The organism is Stenotrophomonas maltophilia, assembly GCF_002799155.1.
Lineage (GTDB): Bacteria > Pseudomonadota > Gammaproteobacteria > Xanthomonadales > Xanthomonadaceae > Stenotrophomonas > Stenotrophomonas maltophilia_R.
This window is the reverse complement of record NZ_NERD01000002.1, coordinates 2,827,540-2,846,780: the sequence shown is the minus strand read 5'-3', so window position 1 is coordinate 2,846,780 and position 19,241 is coordinate 2,827,540. Positions and strand designations below refer to the sequence as shown.

The window sequence follows — 19,241 nt, the reverse complement described above, 5'->3', positions numbered from 1 at the left end:
GGGCATCGCCCCCTGCATTGAAGATCGAGGTTGAACGATGAGTACTGCTTCGGACGCCACCAAGACCGGCAAGCTGCGGCTGGGCGGCAGCAACCTCTGGCTGTTCCTGCTGCTGGCATCGATGATCCTGTTCGGCGTCAACACCGGCGTCGCTACCTGGCAGGGCAGCCGCCTCGCCGACGCCGGCTCCAAGGCCGCCGACCTGCAGGTGCTGTCGCAGCAGCTGGCCAACCAGGGACGTGATGCGGTCGGCGGCAACGCCCAGGCCTTCACCGCCTTCAAGGCCACCCGCAACGCGATCGAACAGAACGTGTCGACGCTGCAGGGCCGCTACGGCAAGGAGCCGGGCGTATCCGGTGCCATCGCCACGCTGGGCGAGACCTGGGCACCGTTGGGCAAGCAGGCCGGGCAGCTGGTGGCCAGCGAGCCCGCTGTACTGGCCCTGGCCGGCAATGCCAACAACTTCACCGGCGCAGTGCCGGGCCTGCAGGCCCAGCTGAACGAGCTGGTGCGCGCGATGTCCGCCGCCGGTGCGCCGTCGTCGCAGGTGTACAGCGCACTGCAGCAGGTCGTGGTGGCCGGTTCGATGGCCCGCCGCGTGACTGAAATGCGCGCCGGTGGCAGTGCCGCCGCGACCTCCGGCGATGCACTTGCCCGAGATATCACCGTGTTCTCGCAGGTGCTCGACGGCCTGCGCAACGGCAACGAGGAACTGGGCATCACCGCCGTGCGCGGTGCCGCCGCCGTGGCCGCGCTGGAGCAGTCGCAGCAGAAGTGGGAAGCGATGAAGCAGGACGCCGACGCGATCCTGGCCAGCTCGCGCCAGCTGTTCGCGGCGCAGTCGGCGGCCACCGCGCTGGGCCAGGGTTCGGCACACATGCTGGACGACAGCCGCAAGCTGTTCGATGCGTTCTCCTCGTTCGGCTCGGTGTCCGACACCCGCCTGTTCCCGAACTTCTGGATCGGCGTGGTGTCCGGTGCGCTGTCGCTGATCGCGATCATCGGCTTCGTCTCGACCAACGTGCGCAGCCGCTCGCGCGAGCAGGAACTGCGTTACCAGACCCAGGTGGAATTCAACAGCCGCAACCAGCAGGCGATCATGCGGCTGCTGGACGAAATCTCCTCCCTCGGTGAGGGCGACCTGACGGTGAAGGCCTCGGTGACCGAGGACATGACCGGCGCGATCGCCGACGCGATCAACTACGCGGTGGACGAGCTGCGCCACCTGGTGACCACCATCAACGACACCTCGGCCAAGGTCGCGATGTCCACCCAGGAAACGCAGGCCACCGCCATGCAACTGGCAGAGGCGGCGGGCCACCAGGCCAACCAGATCACCTCGGCCTCGGACCGCATCGGCGAAATCGCGGCGAGCATCGAGCAGGTGTCGCGCAACTCGGCCGAGTCGGCCGACGTGGCACAGCGTTCGGTGGTGATCGCCGCCGAGGGTGCCGGCGTGGTGCGCGAGACCATCCAGGGCATGGACCAGATCCGTGACCAGATCCAGGAAACCTCCAAGCGCATCAAGCGCCTGGGCGAGTCGTCGCAGGAAATCGGCTCGATCGTGGAACTGATCAACGACATTTCCGAGCAGACCAACATCCTGGCGTTGAACGCGGCCGTGCAGGCGGCGTCGGCAGGTGAAGCGGGCCGCGGTTTCGCGGTCGTGGCCGACGAAGTGCAGCGCCTGGCAGAACGTACCTCGGGTGCGACCCGACGCATTGAAAACCTGGTCCAGGCCATCCAGGCCGACACCAACGAAGCGGTCACCTCGATGGAGCAGACCACGGCCGAAGTGGTGTCCGGTGCGCGCCTCGCCGAGGACGCTGGTACCGCGCTGACCGAGATCGAGCGCGTGTCCAACGCCCTGAACACCCTCATCAAGAACATCTCCATCGCCGCCCAGCAGCAGTCGGCCGCCGCTTCGGACATCACCCGCACCATGGGCGTGATCCGGCAGATCACCGGCCAGACGTCACAGGGTGCCGAGCAGACCGCAGAGTCGATCGGCCACCTCGCGCAGCTGGCGGCGGACCTGCGCCGTTCGGTCGCCGACTTCAAGCTGCCGGCGTGACGCGGGCAGGGCGGCGAGCAAGGAACCAGTCGATGAAGCATTTCCATTCCCCACGCCAGAACTCGCGCGGCCACCGCGCGGCGGCGAACGGAGCGCGTCCATGAGCAGTCTGCGCGATGCGATGAGCCACGCAGCGCTGGGCTGGGTCAAGCCCGAGCTGGACGAGACCCTGCGCCAGGTGCGCAACGAGGTCGAGTACTACGCGGAGGATCCGACCGATGCCAGCCGCATGCGCATCTGCGCCGGCTACCTGCACCAGGTGCAGGGCACCCTGCGCATGGTCGAGCTGTATGCCCCGGCGATGGTGGCCGAAGAGCTGGAACAGCTGGCCAACGCCATCGGCGCCGGCCGTGTGGCCGACCGTGACGAAGCCTGCGCGACCCTGATGCGGGGCAGCGTGCTGCTGCCGGACTATCTGGAACGCCTGCAGAACGGCCATCGCGACATTCCGATCGTGCTGATGCCGCTGCTCAACGAGATCCGCGCGGCGCGTGGCGAAGAAGGCGTCAATGACAGCGTGCTGCTGGCCTTTGCGCCGGACAGCGTCACCGCCACCGAGGCCGAACTGGACCATGCCCGTGGCAGCCTGAGCGGGCGCAACCGCGAGCTGCTCGATACGGTCGGCAGCGCGGTGAAGGAAGAACTGCTGCGCATCAAGGATGCGCTTGACCTGCACCTGCGCACCGGTGGTGCGCCGGAACAGCTGCAGACCCAGGCCAACGAGCTGGGCGCGGTGGCCGACACGCTGGGCATGATGGGCCTGGGCGTGGCCCGCGGCGTGGTCGTGCAGCAGCGCGACGCGCTGCGTGGCGTGGTCGAGGGCCGCCAGCAGATCGACGAGAACCTGCTGCTGGATATCGCCGGTGCGCTGCTGTACGTCGACGCCTCGCTGGACGACCAGGTCGCCCACCTGGGTGCCGGTGGCAGTGGCGAGGACGATCCGAGCGCGGTGGAGAACCGGCGTACGGTGGAGGTGCTGGCACATGAAGCCATCGCCAACTTCGCTGCCGCCCGCGAGCATTTCGTCGCCTTCATCGAAACCAGCTGGAACCATGCCGAGCTGAAGGATGTACCGCGACTGCTGGGCGATGTGTCCGGCGCGCTGCGCATGCTCGACCTGGGCACCGCCGCCGACTACCTGCGCGGCGTGCAGCAGTACATCGAAGCCGAACTGATCGGCCGGCAGCGCGTTCCCAGCGGCCGCCAGCTGGACACCCTGGCCGATGCCATGGCCAGCCTGGAGTACTACCTGGAAGCCCTGCGCGACCGTCGCCCGGGCCGCGAAGACATCCTCGAAATCACCCGCAGCAGCCTCGAGGCACTGCGCTACTGGCCGCTGCCCGAGCGCAACGCCGCTGCGCCGGATGCGCGGGTGGTGCTGCCGGTCGAACCGGAACCGGTCGCCCTGCAGGCCGAACCGCTGCAGCCGGAGCGCATCGAGATTCCGGTGCAGCCTGCTGCGCCCGCTGTCGGCGACGTGCCGACGCCGCTGCCGGACTTCACCTTTGACCCGCCGCCGGCCACCCCGGCGCCAATGGTGTCCGACAATCGCCTGATGTTCGGTGCACTCGGCACGGTGGCAGCCGTGGCCGCCAGCACGGGTGATGCCGATGCCTCGCCGTTGCCGACGCAGGATGAGGCAGAGGCAGCGCTGGTTTTCGCTGCGTCCAGCGCTCCCGCGCCGGATGTCCCGCAGTGGGAGCTGGCGCCGTTCCATCCGGAGACCGACGTGGTCGCGCCTGCCGATGACGAACGCAGCCCGACCTTCGCCAGTTTCGATCCGGTCAGCTTCGAGCTGGCTGACAGCGGTCACTCCGGTGCACCGCAGTGGTCGCTGTCCGAGGCACCGCAGGTGCTTGAGGAAACCGCAGCGCCTGCCATCGACGAGACGACGGACGTCGTGGGTTCGTCCGCGACCGGATTCGATGCTGCACCGGTGTTCGATCCGGTAGCGGCCGAGCAGGATGCGGCTGCCGTGGCCGACGACGTGGTGTTCCGCTTCGACGCCGACGCGCTGGATAACGCTGACGACGTGCTGTCGCTGCATGCGATGGAAACGCTGTCGCTGGACGATGACGCCGGGTTGCACCCGTCGCTGGAGATCGTTGATGCCGTGGCGCCACCACTGGCCGATGCATCGCCTGCGGCGCAGGTCGAGACGGATGAGGCTCCGGATGACCTGCCGGTACCGTCGATCACGCCACCGTTGATCGATACCGCTCATGCAGCGGAAACGTCCGCACCGGCCGTGTCGATGATCGATATCGACACCATCGCGCCGATCGATTTCAGCGAAGCCGACGCCCAGTTCTTTGCCGAACTGAGTGCAGCCGCTGCCGGCTTCAATCCGCAGGCAATGCCCGCCGCGGCGGCACCGGAGGCGGTGGTTGCGACCGACGCCGACGCGAATGCGGGCTTCGACGCCGGCTTCGATGACGACGCCGAGAACATCGACGAGGACATCCGCGAGGTGTTCCTGGAAGAGTTCGACGATGAGCTGGCCAATCTCGGCACGCTGCTGCCAGCGTGGCGCATGCAGCCGGACAACATGGACCGGCTGCGCCCGATCCGCCGCATCTTCCATACCCTGAAGGGCAGTGGCCGGCTGGTTGGCGCACGCACGCTGGGCGAGTTCGCGTGGAAGATCGAAGGCATGCTCAACCGCGTGCTGGATGGCAGCCGCGCCGCGTCGCCGGCGGTGCTGGCGATGGTCGACAACGCACATGCGGCGCTGCCACAGCTGAACGCAGCACTGCGCCACGGCCAGCGCATCAGCGTCGACCTGCAGGCCATGCAGGCCATTGCCGATCGTGTCGGTGCAGGCGAGGAAACCTACTACGTACCGCTGCCGGGTGCGGCTGCGCCGGTTGTACCGGTTGCCGAAGCCGACGGCGAAGACGAGATCAGCCGCATTCTCGACGCGGAGGCGGACGCTTCGGCGCTGGCCGATACCGCTGAGGAGGCCGAAGTCGCCGGCACACCGGCCAACATCGACAGCGTACTGCGCGAGATTCTCGAGGCCGAGGTGGAAGTCCACCAGGCCACCCTGCAGGACTGGCTGCGTTCGGCGCAGCAGGCACCGCAACCGGTCAGCGATGCACTGCTGCGTGCGGTGCACACCATGAACGGCGCCTTCGCGATGACCGAAGTGCCCGAGATCACGGCTGTGACCGGCGGTGCGGAGTCCTACATCAAGCGCGCACTGGCCGCTGAGGTGGTCCCGGGTGATGAAGGCGTGGCCGCCCTGGATGCGACGGCGCAGGCGATCACCGCCACCATGGAAGCGTTGCAGGCCGAACAGCCGCGCATTGCGCCGCAACAGGTACTGGCACAGCGCCTGCAGGCGCTGGCCGGTGCGTTGCCGGAAGCGCGCTGGCCGATGGTGGGCCTGGAGGACGACGAAGACGATCTGGCGCTGGATGACGAACCGGCGGTGGAACTGGACGCGGACGCATCGACAGCCGTCGCGCGTGAAGCCGATGCGGTGCCGCTTTCGTTTGCCGCACCGGAGCAGGAACCGGAGGCACATGTCGATACTGCGCACGCCCCGGTCGCCGACGTGGCGATCGAGGCCGGGCTGGAGGTCGGTGAGCTGACCGCCAGCGACGATCTTTCGCGCTACTTCGATGCCGGATGGCCGTCGGTACCGGGTGAGGGGGAGGCGACGCTGCCGGTGGTCGAATCGATCCAGGTGGCCGGCGATGTTCCGGGCGTCGCCGCAGCCGGCGTCGGGGCGGAGTCCGAAAGCCTGCCGTCGTTGTCCGACGGTGCCGGTCTGACCGTCGTGGACGATCTGTCGCCGTACCTGGATGCCAGTGCGCTGCCGGTCGACGACCGCGACGCCGAAGAGATCCCGGCCGCTGTCGGAGCCGTCGCATCTGACCTGAATGCGCCATCGGCCGACCACGCGCACGTCGCTGATGCCGTGGCGTTCGAAACGCCTGCTGCACTGCCACTCGACAGCGAGCTGTCGAGCCTGCAGGATGAAATGGCTGCGCCGGGGTTTGCAGAACCGGTCTCGCTGGAAGCCGCGCTCGAGGCCGGCCTGCACGTGATCGACGAAGAGCAGCCCCTGGCCGACGACGGGCAATGGCCCGTGCTCGGCCTGCAGGCCAGCGAACTCGCGCCGGGTGAGGCGGAAGCCTTTGCCGAGGATGCGGACGTCGGCGGGGAGGCGGCGATCGGTGAAGGAGAGAGCGCCGATCAGCCGTCCCCGGCGACGGTGAATGAGGAGATCGCGGAGGCCGCTGCGCCGGCCACCGCCGAACCGGTGCGCTTCTTCGAACTGGAAGACGCGCCGGGCCAGGCGGACGTCCGCGTCGAAGCCGTCGACGTCGAAGTGATCACCGCATCGGATGCCGTGGCCACCGACGCGCCTGACGTCGTCGCACCTGAGACCGTGGCAGCCGAAGTCCTTGCCATGCCGGTGCTCGAAGACAGCGCCGATGCGCTCGACTTCAGTGTCTACGATCGCGAGCTGGTGGACATCTTCGTCGAGGAAGGCAAGGACCTGCTCGACCACTGCGATGGCCTGATCAGCGAGCTGCGCGATGCGCCGCAGGACCGTGAGGTGCTGGCTGGCCTGCAGCGTGACCTGCACACCCTGAAGGGTGGCGCACGCATGGCTGGCATCAACGCCATCGGCGATCTCGGCCACAGCATTGAATCGTTGCTGGAAGCCGTTGCCGCCGGTCGCACCGAAATCGAACGCCGCGATGTCCAGCTGCTGGAGCGCGGATTCGATCGCCTGCACCAGCTGCTGACCCGCACCGGTGACCACCGCGTGGTGGAACCGGCGCAGGACCTGGTCGACGCGTTCGAAGTGCGTACCACCACCGATATCGCTGCGGCTGCCGCGGCTGCCGCAGCCGCAGCGAACGTGGCGAGCGTCGCTGAAACCGCTCCGGCACCGGTCGCCAGCCCGGCACCGGTACTGCTCGATGCGCCGTTGTCGGCACCGCTGCCGGCCGAAGGCGTGGTCGATGAAGATCCGCTGGCGCGCCCGCAGCAGGAGCAGGTGCGCGTGCGCGCGGATCTGCTCGACCGCCTCGTCAACCATGCCGGTGAAGTGGCGATCTACCGCTCGCGCCTGGAACAGCAGCTCGGTGCCTTCCGTGGCGCGATGGGTGAACTGGAGCGCACCAATGCCCGACTGCGCGACCAGCTGCGCCGCCTCGACCTGGAAACCGAAGCGCAGATCGTCGCCCGCTACCAGCGCGAGCAGGACCAGGCCGATCAGAAGTTCGATCCGCTGGAACTGGACCGCTTCTCCACGCTGCAGCAGCTCAGCCGTGCGCTGAACGAGTCGGCGGCCGATCTCGGGGGCCTGCAGGGCGTGCTCGACGATCTGTCACGCCAGTACGATTCGCTGCTGCAACAGCAGTCGCGCGTCAGTTCCGAGCTGCAGGACGGCCTGATGCGCGCGCGCATGGTGCCGTTCGATGGCCTGGTGCCGCGCCTGCGCCGCGTGGTCCGCCAGTCCGGCATGGATACCGGAAAGCAGGTGCACCTCACCCTGGAAGGCACCCACGGCGAACTGGACCGCAATGTTCTCGACCGCATGGTCGCACCGCTCGAACACATGCTGCGCAACTCCGTGGCCCACGGCCTGGAAGCACCGGAACAGCGTCGTGCCGCCGGCAAGCCGGAAGAAGGCGAGGTCGCCATCCGCCTGCACCGTGAAGGCTCGGAAATCGTGCTGGAAGTGGCCGATGACGGTGCCGGCCTGGACCGCGAAGCGATCCGCCGCCGGGCCATCGATCGTGGCCTGCTGGCCGCCGATGCGCAGCCGAACGAGCAGGAACTGGACAACCTGATCTTCGCCTCCGGCTTCTCCACCGCCGACCAGGTCAGCCAGCTGGCGGGCCGTGGCGTGGGCATGGACGTGGTGCGCAACGAAGTGCGCCAGCTCGGTGGCTCGGTCGACATCCAGTCGGTGCGTGGCCAGGGCGTGCGCTTCACCCTGCGCCTGCCGCAGACACTGGCCGTCACCCAGGCGGTGTTCGTGCAGATCGGCGAAACCACCTTTGCCGTGCCGGTGGCCTCGGTCAGTGGTATCGGCCGCCTGTCGCGCGAACGCTTCGAGGCCGCCGACAGCAGCTACCGCTACAGCGGCGAGGACTACCCGCTGTATGACCTCGGCAGCCTGGTCGGGCAGGCCCCGGCACGCGCCGATGGCCAGGACCAGGTGCCGCTGCTGCTGGTGCGGGCCGGTGACCTGCGCGCTGCCGTGGCGATCGATCAGGTGCTGGGCAACCGCGAAATCGTGGTCAAGCCGGTCGGCCTGCAGATTGCATCGGTACCGGGCATCTACGGTGCCACCATCACCGGCGATGGCCGCGTGGTGGTGATCCTGGACGTCGCGCCGCTGGTGCGCCGTTTCCTGGCCAATCCGACCGCACCGGTACTGGCCAATGCACCGCGCGACGAACGCCAGGTGCCGCTGGTGATGGTGGTCGATGACTCGCTGACCATGCGCAAGGTGACCGGCCGCATCCTCGAACGCCACAACTTCGAAGTCAGTGTTGCCCGCGATGGCGTGGAAGCATTGGAGCGGCTAGAAGAGCGCGTGCCGGACCTGATGCTGCTGGATATCGAGATGCCCCGCATGGATGGTTACGAGCTGGCCACCGCGATGCGCGCCGACCCGCGCTACAAGGATGTGCCGATCGTGATGATCACCTCGCGCAGCGGCGACAAGCACCGCCAGCGCGCCTTCGAGATCGGTGTCCAGCGTTATCTGGGCAAGCCGTACCAGGAACTGGACCTGATGCGTAACGTGTACGACCTGCTGGGGATCGCCCGTGTCCGTGAGTGAAACCCATCCGGCCCCGGCCGTCGCCCTGCTGGCCCGTCCCGGTGCGGCGCGCGAACGCCTGCGCGAAGCGTTGTCGCATGCAGATGTGCAGCTGGTCCTGGAAGATGATCCGAACGGCCTGGAGCCACAGGTCCTGCAGGCCGCAGACCCACAGTTCGTGGTGATCGCGCTGGAAGCTGCCATCGAGGATGCACTGGAACGGCTGGAAGCCGTGCTCTCGGCACCGGGGCTGACCCTGGTGTTCGATGAGGCTGAGCTGGCCGCGCGCCGCGACGGCTGGGAGGCCCAGCGTTGGGGGCGCCATCTGGCCGCCAAGCTGCACGGCCACCAGCAGGTGTTGCCGCCGGGCGCCGAGGAAGAGCCCAGCCTGCAGCTGGAGCCCGGCCATCCGGCGCCCGCGCCGGTGCCGCAGGAGGAAGCCCTGCAACCGCACCTGGAGCAGGCGCTGAGCTGGGCCGATGAGGTTCCGGCCGACGGGCTGTATTCGCCTCCGGCACACCTGCACGAACCGATCGCGCTGGAGCAGGCCCTGGCGGCGCTGCAGCCGGTCGTGCCCGAACCACTGGATCCGCCTTCGCCGCCGCAGGCGCTGGCCGAACCGGCGGCGCCTGCGGCACCGCCGATCTCCTTCGATCACACCGCCTGGTCGCTGGTCGAGGAATCGATCGAAGCGCCGGCACCGGCAGACGCCGTGGCGCCGGTCGCCGCGCCGCAGCCCTCCTTCGATACCGATCATTTGAGCCTGGTCGATCTGGATGCCGCCGCCCCGGCCGGTGCACGCGCCGCATCGTTGCTGGTGCTGGCCGGCATCGGTGGCCCGGATGCCTTGCGTCGCCTGCTCGGCGCACTGCCCGCGTCGTTGAGCGTGCCGGTGCTGGTGCACATGCGCCTGGATGGTGGCCGCTACGGCAACCTGGTCAAGCAGATGTCGCGTGTTTCGCCGTTGCCGGTGCAGTTGGCCGAGGCCGGCCAGCATGCCGTACCGGGCGAGGTCCACGTGCTGGCCGATGATATCGGCGTCCGCGCGGCCAGCGATGGCCTGCATTTCCAGAGCGATGCCACTGGTATTTCGCTCGCTGCATTGCCGGCCGAACACACCGCGCTGGTGCTGCTCAGCGGTGCCGACCTGGCCCACGTCGGCCCGGCGCTGGACCTGGCGGCTGCCGGTGCGTGGGTGGCGGGGCAGGTGGGCGAGGGCTGCTACGACCCGGCTGCAGCCACTGCGGTGGTTGCTGCCGGCATGGTGGCCGGTGAACCGCAGGAACTGGCGCAGGCGATTGCCGCGCGCTGGGGTGAGCAGGACGACAACGGAGAAGCACCATGAGCTACGCCAGCAATGACGAAATCCGCGGCGTCCTGATCCAGGCCGGCAACGAGCGCGTGCTGCTGCCCAATGCCACCGTGGCTGAAATGATGTCGCGCGTGCCGGTGCAGCCGGTCTCCGATGCCCCGCGCTGGCTGGTCGGCGAGATCGGCTGGCACGGCTGGCAGGTGCCGCTGGTGTCGTTCGCACGCCTTTCCGGGCTGGGCGAAGAGGCGGTGGCCGGCCACAACAAGGTGGTGGTGCTGAAATCCCTCAGCGGCAATGCGCAGCGCCCGTACTACGCGCTGCTGACGCAGAACTTCCCGCAGCTGATCTCAGTGCCGCGCGACGGCCTGCTGGCCGACGCCTCCGAAGAAACCCTGCCGCAGGTCGTGCACATGCGCGTGCTGCTGGGTGAGCAGAGCGCGCTGCTGCCGAACCTGGACGCACTGGAAGCGGCGCTGGATTCGCTGGCGGCCTGATCGGGAATCGGCCGGGCCATGCCCGGCGAGGGGAGCTGCGCCTTACCCCAGATCGCCCAACCGCGCCTGCAACGCCGCGATCGCGGCCAGTCCGGCCGTTTCCGTGCGCAGGATCCGCGGCCCCAGCTGCAGCCCCTGGAATCCTGCCGCGGCCAATTGATCGCGATCGCGAGGTGACCAGCCGCCTTCCGGGCCGATCGCAATCACGATGCCGCCCGCGGGAGCGGCCTCCAGCGTCGACAGGCGATGCGCGCCCTGCGGATCCAGGGTCAGCCGCAGCGAATCGGCTGGCAGCGCCGCCGCAGCCTGCGCCAGCGACAGCGGGGGGGCCACCTGCGGAATGCGTGCTCGCCCGGATTGTCCGCAGGCCGAGGTCACCACGTTGTTCCAGTGCGCCACGCGCTTCTCGGCCCGTGCCGCATCCAGCTTCACCTCGGTGCGCTCGGCGTTGACCGGAAGGATCGCGACCACGCCCAGCTCGGTCGCCTTCTGCAGGATCAGGTCCATCTTCTCGCCACGGGCGATGCCCTGCAGCAGGGTGATCGCCAGCGGGGATTCGTTGCCGATGGCCTGCACCGCGTCGATGCGCACCTGCACCTCGCGCTTGCCGGCCACGGTCAGCGTTGCGCTGTAGTCATGGCCGTCGCCGTTGAACAACACGCAGGTGTCTCCCTCGCGCAGGCGCATCACCCGCACCAGGTGGCTGGCGGTCTCTTCCGGCAGGGTCACGGTCTGGCCGCTGTGCAGCGCCAGGTCGATGGGGCAGCGGGTCACGCGCATGCAATCGCCTCGTCGATGGCCGCCAGCGTGGTGTGTGCCAGCAGCTCCAGTTGTTCGTCATCCACGCAATAGGGTGGCATCCAGTACAGCACGTCGCCCAGTGGGCGCAGCACCACGCCGCGCTTGAGCGCGGCCTTGTAGGCCTGCAGGCCCAGCCGCAGGCCCGGGTCGAACGGCGTGCGCTTGTCGCCGTCGCGCGACAGCTCGAACGCCACCACCATGCCGGCCTGGCGCACGTCGGCCACGTGCGAGTGGTCGGCAAACGGCGCCGCCAGCGTGCCCATCACCGAGGCGATGCCCCGGTTGCGCGCGATCACATCGTCGTCGCGGAAGATGTCCAGCGTCGCCAGCGCCGCAGCGCAGGCCAGCGGGTTGCCGGTGTAACTGTGCGAATGCAGGAAGGCGCGCTCGCGCGAGTCGTCGAGGAAGGCGTCATACAGCGCCTGCGTCGCCAGTACGGCAGCCAGTGGCAGGAAGCCGCCGGTCAGGCCCTTGGACAGGCACATCAGGTCCGGCATCACCCCGGCCTGCTCGCAGGCGAACAGGGTGCCGGTGCGGCCGAAGCCGGTGGCGATCTCGTCGGCGATCATGAACGCGCCATGGGCATCGCACAGTTCGCGCACGCGCTGCAGGTAGACCGGGTCATGCATGCGCATGCCGCCGGCACACTGCAGGCGCGGTTCCAGCACCACCGCACAGATCTCGCCGGGATGCTGGTCGAACAGCGTGGCCAGGCCATCGGCCGCCTGCCGCGCGCGATCGGCCGCGCTCTGGCCCGGTTCGGCCAGGTAGGCATCGGGCGAGGGGGCGAACAGGCCTTCGGCCAGCAGCGGCGCATAGACGCGGCGGTACAGCGGGATGTCACCCAGCGCCAACGCGCCCAGGGTTTCGCCGTGGTAGCCATTCTCGAGTGCGATGAAGCGCGTGCGCCGGGGCTCTGCACGGTTCTGGAAATACTGGAAGGCCATCTTCAGCGCTACTTCCACGCCGGCCGAACCGTTGTCGGCATAGAACACCTTGGCCAGCGGTGCACGGCCGACCTGGCGTGGCGCCAGTGCCAGCAGGCGTTCGGCCAGGGTGATCGCCGGCTCGTGGCCGAAACCGGCCAGCATCACCTGTTCCAGTTGCCCGGCCTGGGCGGCGATGGCGCCACCGATGCGCGGTTCGGCGTGGCCGAACAGATTGGTCCACCAGCTGCTGACCGCATCCAGATAGCGGTTGCCGTCGTGGTCGATCAACCACGCGCCTTCACCACGGGCAATTGGCACCAGCGGCAGGGTGTCCGGATGCTCACGCATCTGCGTGCACGGGTGCCACAGCACCTGCAGGTCGCGCTGCCGCCAGTGGCGGGCCAGCGGGGAGGGGGTTGGGTCTGCTAGCATTTCGGGCTCATGAACATGTTGCTGCCTGCACATTCTATCGGCCCCGGCGCAGCCGCCGGTCGCCGCGGAGATTCCGCATGAACGATGACCGTGCCGGCCGTCGCTTGCCGATCATCCATCGCATCACCGATGAGGAGAACGGGCCGTTCCAGCGCCAGCATCTTGACCTGGAGTTCTCCAACGGTGAACGCCGCCGTTTCGAACGCCTGGTCAGTCGTGGGCACGGTGCGGTGGTGGTGGTGCCGATGCTCGACGACGAAACCGTGCTGCTGGTACGTGAATACGCCGCCGGCATGCACCGTTACGAACTGGGGCTGGTGAAGGGCCGGATCGACGCCGGCGAGACGCCCGAGCAGGCGGCCGACCGCGAACTGAAGGAAGAGGCCGGCTATGGTGCGCGCCGGGTCGACGTGCTGCGCGCGATGACCCTGGCCCCGACCTACATGAGCCACCAGTCGTGGCTGGTGGTGGCGCGCGACCTGTACCCAGAAAAGCTGGCCGGTGACGAGCCGGAGGAGCTGGAAGTGGTGCCGTGGAAGCTGGCCGAACTGGACCAGCTGATGCTGCGCGAGGACTTCTCCGAGGGACGCTCGCTGGCGGCGCTGTTCATTGCCCGGCAGTGGCTGCAGGGACCGCGATGATCAAGCTGACCACGGACCTGCGCGAGACCGCCATCGCCATCGCCCAGGAAGCCGGACAGGCCATCATGCAGGTGTATGCCGATGGCTTCGAGGTGCAGATCAAGGACGACAACAGCCCGGTCACCGCGGCCGACCTGGCCGCCAACCAGGTCATTGAGCTGGGCCTGCGCCAGCTGACCCCGGACCTGCCGATCCTGTCCGAGGAATCGGCGCAGGTGGGCTGGGAGCAGCGCCGCCACTGGGGCGCGTACTGGCTGGTGGATCCACTCGACGGCACCCGCGAGTTCGTCAAGCGCAACGGTGAGTTCAGCGTCAACATCGCCTTGATCTACCAGGGCGCCCCGGCCTTCGGCGTGGTGCTGGCGCCGGTCACCGGCATCGTCTGGCATGCCATGCGCGGCGAGCTGGCCTATCGGCGGCAGGGCCTGCACGACACCGTGCTGCGCACCCGTACGCCGGCCACCGCACCGCTGCGCGTTGCCGCCAGCCGTTCGCACCGCTCGCCGGAAACCGAGGCGCTGCTGGCGCGCATGGGCCGCATCGAGACCATCGCGCAGGGCTCGTCGCTGAAGTTCTGCCGGATCGCCGAAGGTGGCCTGGATGTCTATCCGCGGCTCGGCCCGACCTCCGAATGGGATACCGCCGCCGGCCAGTGCGTGCTGCATGCCGCTGGTGGCGCGGTGCTGTCGGCCGCAACCGGCAAGCCGTTCCGCTACAACCGCCGCGAGACCCTGTTGAACGGCGATTTCATTGCCCTTGGTGATACCAGCCTGCCGTGGCGCGACTGGTTGTCCGATTGAACCTGGAGTCCGCATGAGCGCGCACGACACCCCCACCACCGGCAGCGCCGCCAGCAACGAACTCGAGCGCCTGCTGTCGATCATGGCGCGCCTGCGCGATCCGCAGGGTGGCTGCCCGTGGGACCTGGAACAGAACTTCGCGACCATCGCCCCGTACACCATCGAGGAAGCCTACGAGGTCGCCGATGCGATCGACCGGGGTGACCTCGACGATCTCTGCGACGAGCTCGGTGACCTGCTGCTGCAGGTGGTGTTCCATGCGCGCATGGCCGAGGAACAGGGCGCGTTCGCCTTCGCCGAGGTCGCCCGTGCGATCAGCGACAAGATGCAGCGCCGCCACCCGCACGTGTTCGCCGATGTCAGCGTCGACGATGCCGATGGGGTGATGCGCAACTGGGAGGCGATCAAGCGCGCCGAGCGTGCTGCCAAGGGCGAGCAGGACACCTCCGCACTGGCCGGTATCTCGCGCGGCTTGCCGGAATGGCAGCGCGCTGTGAAGCTGCAGTCGCGCGCGGCCAAGGTCGGTTTCGACTGGCCGGGCCCGCTGCCGGTGCTGGACAAGGCGGCCGAGGAGCTGCAGGAACTGCGCGAGGAGTTCGAGCGCGGAGACATCGCAGGCAACAAGGCGCGCCTGCAGGAAGAGCTGGGAGACCTGCTGTTCGTCTGCGCCAACCTGGCCCGGCACGCCGATATCGATCTGGGCGCTGCGCTGCGCGGGGCCAACCACAAGTTCGAACGTCGCTTCCGCGCCATGGAAGCGCAGGCCGACGCGCAGGGCGAGGCATTGGCTGCACTGGACCTGGAGGCGCAGGAAGCGCTGTGGCAGCACGCCAAGGCCGCGGAAAAGGCGTGAAGACACTCGGCCTGTTCCTGCTGACCGCGTTGGCCGAGATCGTCGGCTGCTACCTGCCGTGGCTGTGGCTGCGCAAGGGGGGCAGCGTCTGGTTGCTACTGCCGGCGGCGGCCAGCCTGGCCCTGTTCGCGTGGTTGCTGACCCTGCATCCCACCGCCAGTGGACGCGTCTATGCCGCCTACGGTGGTGTCTACATCGGCACCGCACTGTTCTGGTTGTGGCTGGTCGACGGCATTCGTCCCAGTCGCTGGGACCTGCTCGGTGCAGCCCTGTGCCTGGCCGGCATGGCGGTGATCATGTTCGGCCCGCGCGCGCCCTCGGTGTAGCGTCGAGCCAGACTCGACCGCTCGCGCGCTCTCTCTCCTGTAGCGTCGAGCGTGGCGCGACTCTACAAAGGCACCGCCACCGGATCATGCGATGCCCTGTCGAAATCGGCCAGGCCGTCCAGACCGCTTTCCCTCCCGGGAAGGCGCATGATGGTGGTGACCCCGCCGCCCGGAGCACGCGCATGACCCGTTTCGCCAGCTTCCGCGAGTTCTATCCGTTCTATCTCAGCGAGCACCGCCATCCGGTCTCGCGGCGGCTGCACTTCATCGGCAGCTGCGGGGTGCTGCTGCTGGTTGCTGCTGCCGTGCTGCGCGGCCAACCGCTGCTCCTGCTCGCTGCTCTGTTCTGCGGTTACGGGTTCGCCTGGGTCGGCCATTTCTTCTTCGAGAAGAACCGCCCGGCGACCTTCCGGCACCCGCTGTATTCATTCATGGGTGACTGGGTGATGTTCGCCGACATCCTGCGTGGGCGGGTGCACCTGTAGCAGGCGGTTGCGGTGCACCGCAACCACTGCCTCGCCCGAAAGGGAAAGGACGGGCCTGGCCGGGCTTCCGCTTCCACGAACCGCTGCGCTGCGGCACGCCTGCGGGCGACCGATCTGGGATAATGGCGGTTCTTGTTTCCTCTGCTGCCGGACCCGGTCATGACCCAGAAGACGCTGCTCAACGATACCCACCGCGCCCTTGGCGCCAAGATGGTCGATTTCGGGGGTTGGGACATGCCCATCCACTACGGCTCGCAGCTGGACGAGCACCACCTGGTGCGCCGCGAGTCCGGTGTGTTCGACGTCAGCCACATGACCGTGGTCGACCTGCGCGGCGAGCAGGTCAAGCCGTTCCTGCGCCGCCTGCTGGCCAACTCGGTCGACAAGCTGAAGGTGACCGGCAAGGCGCTGTACTCGTGCATGCTGAACCCGCGCGGCGGCGTCATCGACGACCTGATCGTCTACTACCTGGGCGACGACTTCTTCCGCATGGTGGTCAACGCCTCCACCCGCGAGAAGGACCTGGCCTGGCTGCGCGAGCAGGCAGCACCGTTCGATGTTTCCGTCGAGCAGCGCCCGGACCTGGCCATCCTCGCCGTGCAGGGCCCGCAGGCGCGCGACATCGTCATCGGCCTGACCCGCGAAGCCGACCGTGCAGCGCTGACCAAGCTGGGCCGCTTCGCCGCCCTGCAGGCGCAGTCCGAAGACGGCGTCGAGCTGTTCGTCGCCCGCACCGGTTACACCGGTGAAGACGGTTTCGAGATCCTGCTGCCGCAGGATGCCGTGGTCGCCTTCTGGAACCGCCTGCTGGCGGCAGGCGTGAAGCCGGCCGGGCTCGGCGCGCGCGACACCCTGCGCCTGGAAGCCGGCATGAACCTGTACGGCCAGGACATGGACGAAGCGATCAGCCCGTATGAAGCGGCGCTGGCCTGGACCGTGTCGCTGGACGAAGGCCGCGACTTCATCGGCCGCGACGCGCTGGAAGCACAGAAGGCCGCCGGCACCGCGCGCCAGATGATCGGCCTGGTGATGGACGAGAAGGGCGTGCTGCGCCACGGTCAGGCAGTGACCACCGCCAGTGGCCTGGGCGAGATCCTGTCCGGTACCTTCTCGCCGACCCTGGCCAAGGGCATCGCCTTTGCCCGAGTGCCGGCCGGCGAGCTCGGCGAGGTCACCGTCGACATCCGTGGCCGGCAGGTGCCGGTGCGCGTGGTCAAGTTCCCGTTCGTGCGCGAAGGCCAGGCCCAGCCCGGCGTGCTCGCCGACGCCTGATCCGAACGTGCCGGTCGTCACTGACAGCAGTGGCGGCCGGTTGGTTACACTAGCCCCGTTTTTTCCACCCCTGCATATCTCTGGAGCAGTCCCATGAGCGAGATCCCCGGCGACCTCAAGTTCCTCAAGTCCCATGAGTGGGCCCGTGTCGAAGGCAATGGCCGCGTCACCGTCGGTATTTCCGACCACGCCCAGGGCCTGCTGGGTGACCTGGTCTACGTCGAACTGCCCGAAGTCGGCGCCGAGGCCAAGGCCGGCGAACAGATCGCCGTTGTCGAGTCGGTGAAGGCCGCCTCGGACGTCTACAGCCCGATCAGCGGCACGGTCGTCGAGGTCAACTCGGCGCTGTCCGACAAGCCGGAAACCATCAACGAAGATGCCTACGGCGAAGGCTGGATGTTCGTGGTCGAACTGACCAACGCCGAAGAGGTCAACGAACTGCTGGACCCGGACGCGTACGCCGAAGTCCTGGAGAACGACGACCACTGAGTCGTCGCTTCCGGGTTCGGACACGGCCACCTTCGGGTGGCCGTTTTTGTTTTGGCGACCGCGTCGGACTCATGACGCGGGGTTCGCTGTGCACCCTCGGCGTGGCATCAGCCGACAGACGAACGGTGCCGATGGACGTGCGCAGTTTTGCGCAAATCCGCGTTTCAGCCCCGCGCCGAGGCGTTCGAATGTGAAAACTTTTCGCCCCCTGTTGCGGTGCCGTTGTGCTGGTGTCCGCGGCGGCAGCGGAGACCAACGATGCCGCACGCGCGATGATGTCGCGAATCGGTGCCTAACTGCGCGGAGTGCTTATTTCAAGTGTTTTTTGTTCAACGCCCGCATCGACATCGGTGCAGGCAGCACGCGCGCACGTCGCTTCAACCGTCGTTGCTGGCCGCACGGAGTGGCGCCGCTGACGGCACCCGGAACGGCGCGGATGTGAAAATTTTTCGCGGGGGTTGTTGACAGTAAAAAAAACCGTGATTAGGTTTCGCCTCAGCAGACCTTGCCTGCCCAACCGAGTGCGCAGAATCAATCGTCCGATGCGAAGCAGCCCCTTCAAGACCACCGCGACCCTGATGACGGTGGACATGGCCCCGCTTCCCCCGGAGAAATGCAAGGCAACTCCCGTTCCGATGCCCGCTCCGCCGATCGAGGTGGGCATTGCCGCATCCGTAACGGCGCGCCTGACGCGCCGGCGGTCCCCGCACGCAGCATCCGCGGGTTTGATCCAACTGGGCGTTTCAACTCCCTATCACTGACGAGGAGCCATCCCATGGCAACCAAGAAAGCTGCGAAGAAGAAGCCCGCCGCCAAGAAAGCGGTGAAGAAGGTCGCGAAGAAGGCCGCTGCCAAGAAGGCAGTGAAGAAGGTCGCGAAGAAGGCGACTGCCAAGAAGGCAGTGAAGAAGGCTGCGAAGAAGGTCGCCAAGAAGACCACTGCGAAGAAGGCAGTGAAGAAGGCGGCGAAGAAGGTAGCCAAGAAGTCCGCTGCCAAGAAGGCCGTCAAGAAGACCGCCAAGAAGGCTGTCAAGAAGGTAGCCAAGAAGGCCACCAAGAAGACTGCCAAGAAGGCAACGGCCCGCAAGCCGGCCAAGAAGGTCGCGAAGAAGGCCACTGCCAAGAAGGCCGTCAAGAAGACCGCCAAGAAGGCAGTAAAGAAGACCGCGAAGAAGGCCACCAAGAAGGCTGCCCCGAAGAAGGCAGCGAAGAAGGTTGCCAAGCGCAAGCCGGCCGCCCGCAAGAAGAAGGCCGCTCCGGTCGCTCTGCCGGCAACCCCGGCGCCGCTGATCTAAGTACTTCCCGATAGCCGCATCCTGAAACCCCCTTCCCTGGCTGCCCAGCGGGGAGGGGGTTTTTTTATGCCCGCGTATCGGCGGGCAATGCCAGCGCCGGGGGCGGGAAGCGCTCCACCAGGACGTCGAGGAAGCTGCGCAGGCGGGTGGAGTGGCAACGGTCGTCGGGCACACGGTCGAGCCTGCCAGCATCGGCCTGCCGCCACTTGCAGGTGCGCTCGGTTCGAACGACCGGCATTGATG

General features: G+C 67.8%; 16 protein-coding genes. 12 read left to right on the top strand and 4 right to left on the bottom strand.

The genetic code is table 11. The annotated features are described in order from the left end of the window. The first annotated feature begins 37 nt into the window (after positions 1-37). From B9Y82_RS13790 to B9Y82_RS13775, 4 genes are all read left to right on the top strand, one after another. Positions 38-2,074, top strand: coding sequence for a methyl-accepting chemotaxis protein (locus B9Y82_RS13790; RefSeq protein WP_100473651.1), 2,037 nt, complete (start codon positions 38-40; stop codon positions 2,072-2,074). Positions 2,075-2,174: 100 nt separating this feature from the next. Next, positions 2,175-8,891, top strand: a complete 6,717-nt coding sequence (locus B9Y82_RS13785) for an Hpt domain-containing protein (RefSeq protein ID WP_100473650.1) — start codon at positions 2,175-2,177, stop codon at positions 8,889-8,891. After that, complete coding sequence (locus tag B9Y82_RS13780) at positions 8,878-10,215, top strand: chemotaxis protein CheB (RefSeq protein ID WP_100473649.1); 1,338 nt, start codon at positions 8,878-8,880, stop codon at positions 10,213-10,215. Before B9Y82_RS13785 ends, B9Y82_RS13780 begins: the two co-directional genes overlap by 14 nt. After that, positions 10,212-10,676, top strand: a complete 465-nt coding sequence (locus B9Y82_RS13775) for a chemotaxis protein CheW (RefSeq protein ID WP_100473648.1) — start codon at positions 10,212-10,214, stop codon at positions 10,674-10,676. The genes B9Y82_RS13780 and B9Y82_RS13775 overlap by 4 nt, the downstream gene beginning before the upstream one ends. Positions 10,677-10,718: 42 nt before the next feature. Here the strand turns inward: B9Y82_RS13775 and B9Y82_RS13770 are convergent, their stop codons facing one another. Further along, the gene (locus B9Y82_RS13770; protein WP_100473647.1) at positions 10,719-11,456 is read right to left on the bottom strand and encodes a 16S rRNA (uracil(1498)-N(3))-methyltransferase; all 738 of its coding nucleotides are present in this window, start codon (positions 11,454-11,456) and stop codon (positions 10,719-10,721) included. Further along, on the bottom strand, positions 11,447-12,838 hold the full coding sequence (bioA, locus tag B9Y82_RS13765; RefSeq protein ID WP_238381608.1) for an adenosylmethionine--8-amino-7-oxononanoate transaminase: 1,392 nt from the start codon (positions 12,836-12,838) through the stop codon (positions 11,447-11,449). Before bioA ends, B9Y82_RS13770 begins: the two co-directional genes overlap by 10 nt. 77 nt (positions 12,839-12,915) lie before the next feature. Between bioA and nudE the strand changes: the two genes are divergently transcribed. The 7 genes from nudE to gcvH all read left to right on the top strand — a co-directional run bounded on the left by nudE (position 12,916) and on the right by gcvH (position 17,704). Beyond that, a complete protein-coding gene (gene nudE, locus B9Y82_RS13760) occupies positions 12,916-13,479 on the top strand; it encodes an ADP compounds hydrolase NudE (RefSeq protein WP_100473645.1) in 564 nt (187 codons plus the stop codon). Then, positions 13,476-14,279: a 3'(2'),5'-bisphosphate nucleotidase CysQ gene (gene cysQ, locus B9Y82_RS13755; RefSeq protein ID WP_100440360.1), complete on the top strand. Its 804-nt coding sequence runs from the start codon at positions 13,476-13,478 to the stop codon at positions 14,277-14,279. Before nudE ends, cysQ begins: the two co-directional genes overlap by 4 nt. 13 nt (positions 14,280-14,292) lie before the next feature. Then, positions 14,293-15,132, top strand: coding sequence for a nucleoside triphosphate pyrophosphohydrolase (gene mazG, locus B9Y82_RS13750; protein ID WP_100473644.1), 840 nt, complete (start codon positions 14,293-14,295; stop codon positions 15,130-15,132). Next, complete coding sequence (locus B9Y82_RS13745; protein ID WP_100473643.1) at positions 15,129-15,458, top strand: YnfA family protein; 330 nt, start codon at positions 15,129-15,131, stop codon at positions 15,456-15,458. Before mazG ends, B9Y82_RS13745 begins: the two co-directional genes overlap by 4 nt. 182 nt (positions 15,459-15,640) lie before the next feature. Further along, positions 15,641-15,943 carry a DUF962 domain-containing protein gene (locus B9Y82_RS13740; RefSeq protein ID WP_100473642.1) on the top strand — a complete coding sequence of 101 codons (303 nt, stop codon included), beginning with the start codon at positions 15,641-15,643 and terminating at the stop codon, positions 15,941-15,943. A 159-nt stretch (positions 15,944-16,102) separates the two neighbouring features. After that, positions 16,103-17,215 carry a glycine cleavage system aminomethyltransferase GcvT gene (gene gcvT / locus B9Y82_RS13735; protein WP_100473641.1) on the top strand — a complete coding sequence of 371 codons (1,113 nt, stop codon included), beginning with the start codon at positions 16,103-16,105 and terminating at the stop codon, positions 17,213-17,215. Positions 17,216-17,308: 93 nt separating this feature from the next. Beyond that, positions 17,309-17,704 (top strand): glycine cleavage system protein GcvH, encoded by a 396-nt coding sequence (gene gcvH / locus B9Y82_RS13730; RefSeq protein WP_100473640.1) that lies wholly within the window; start codon positions 17,309-17,311, stop codon positions 17,702-17,704. 292 nt (positions 17,705-17,996) lie between these two features. Here the strand turns inward: gcvH and B9Y82_RS20655 are convergent, their stop codons facing one another. Beyond that, positions 17,997-18,368, bottom strand: coding sequence for a hypothetical protein (locus B9Y82_RS20655; RefSeq protein WP_157804639.1), 372 nt, complete (start codon positions 18,366-18,368; stop codon positions 17,997-17,999). A gap of 111 nt (positions 18,369-18,479) precedes the next feature. On the opposite strand from B9Y82_RS20655, the gene B9Y82_RS13725 reads away from it, so the two are divergent. Next, entirely contained in the window at positions 18,480-18,998 is a 519-nt protein-coding gene (locus B9Y82_RS13725; protein ID WP_100473639.1) for a histone, read from the top strand. Positions 18,999-19,062: 64 nt separating this feature from the next. On the opposite strand, the gene B9Y82_RS20925 is transcribed toward B9Y82_RS13725, so the two are convergent. Further along, entirely contained in the window at positions 19,063-19,236 is a 174-nt protein-coding gene (locus tag B9Y82_RS20925) for a hypothetical protein (protein WP_238381678.1), read from the bottom strand. Positions 19,237-19,241: the final 5 nt, after the last annotated feature.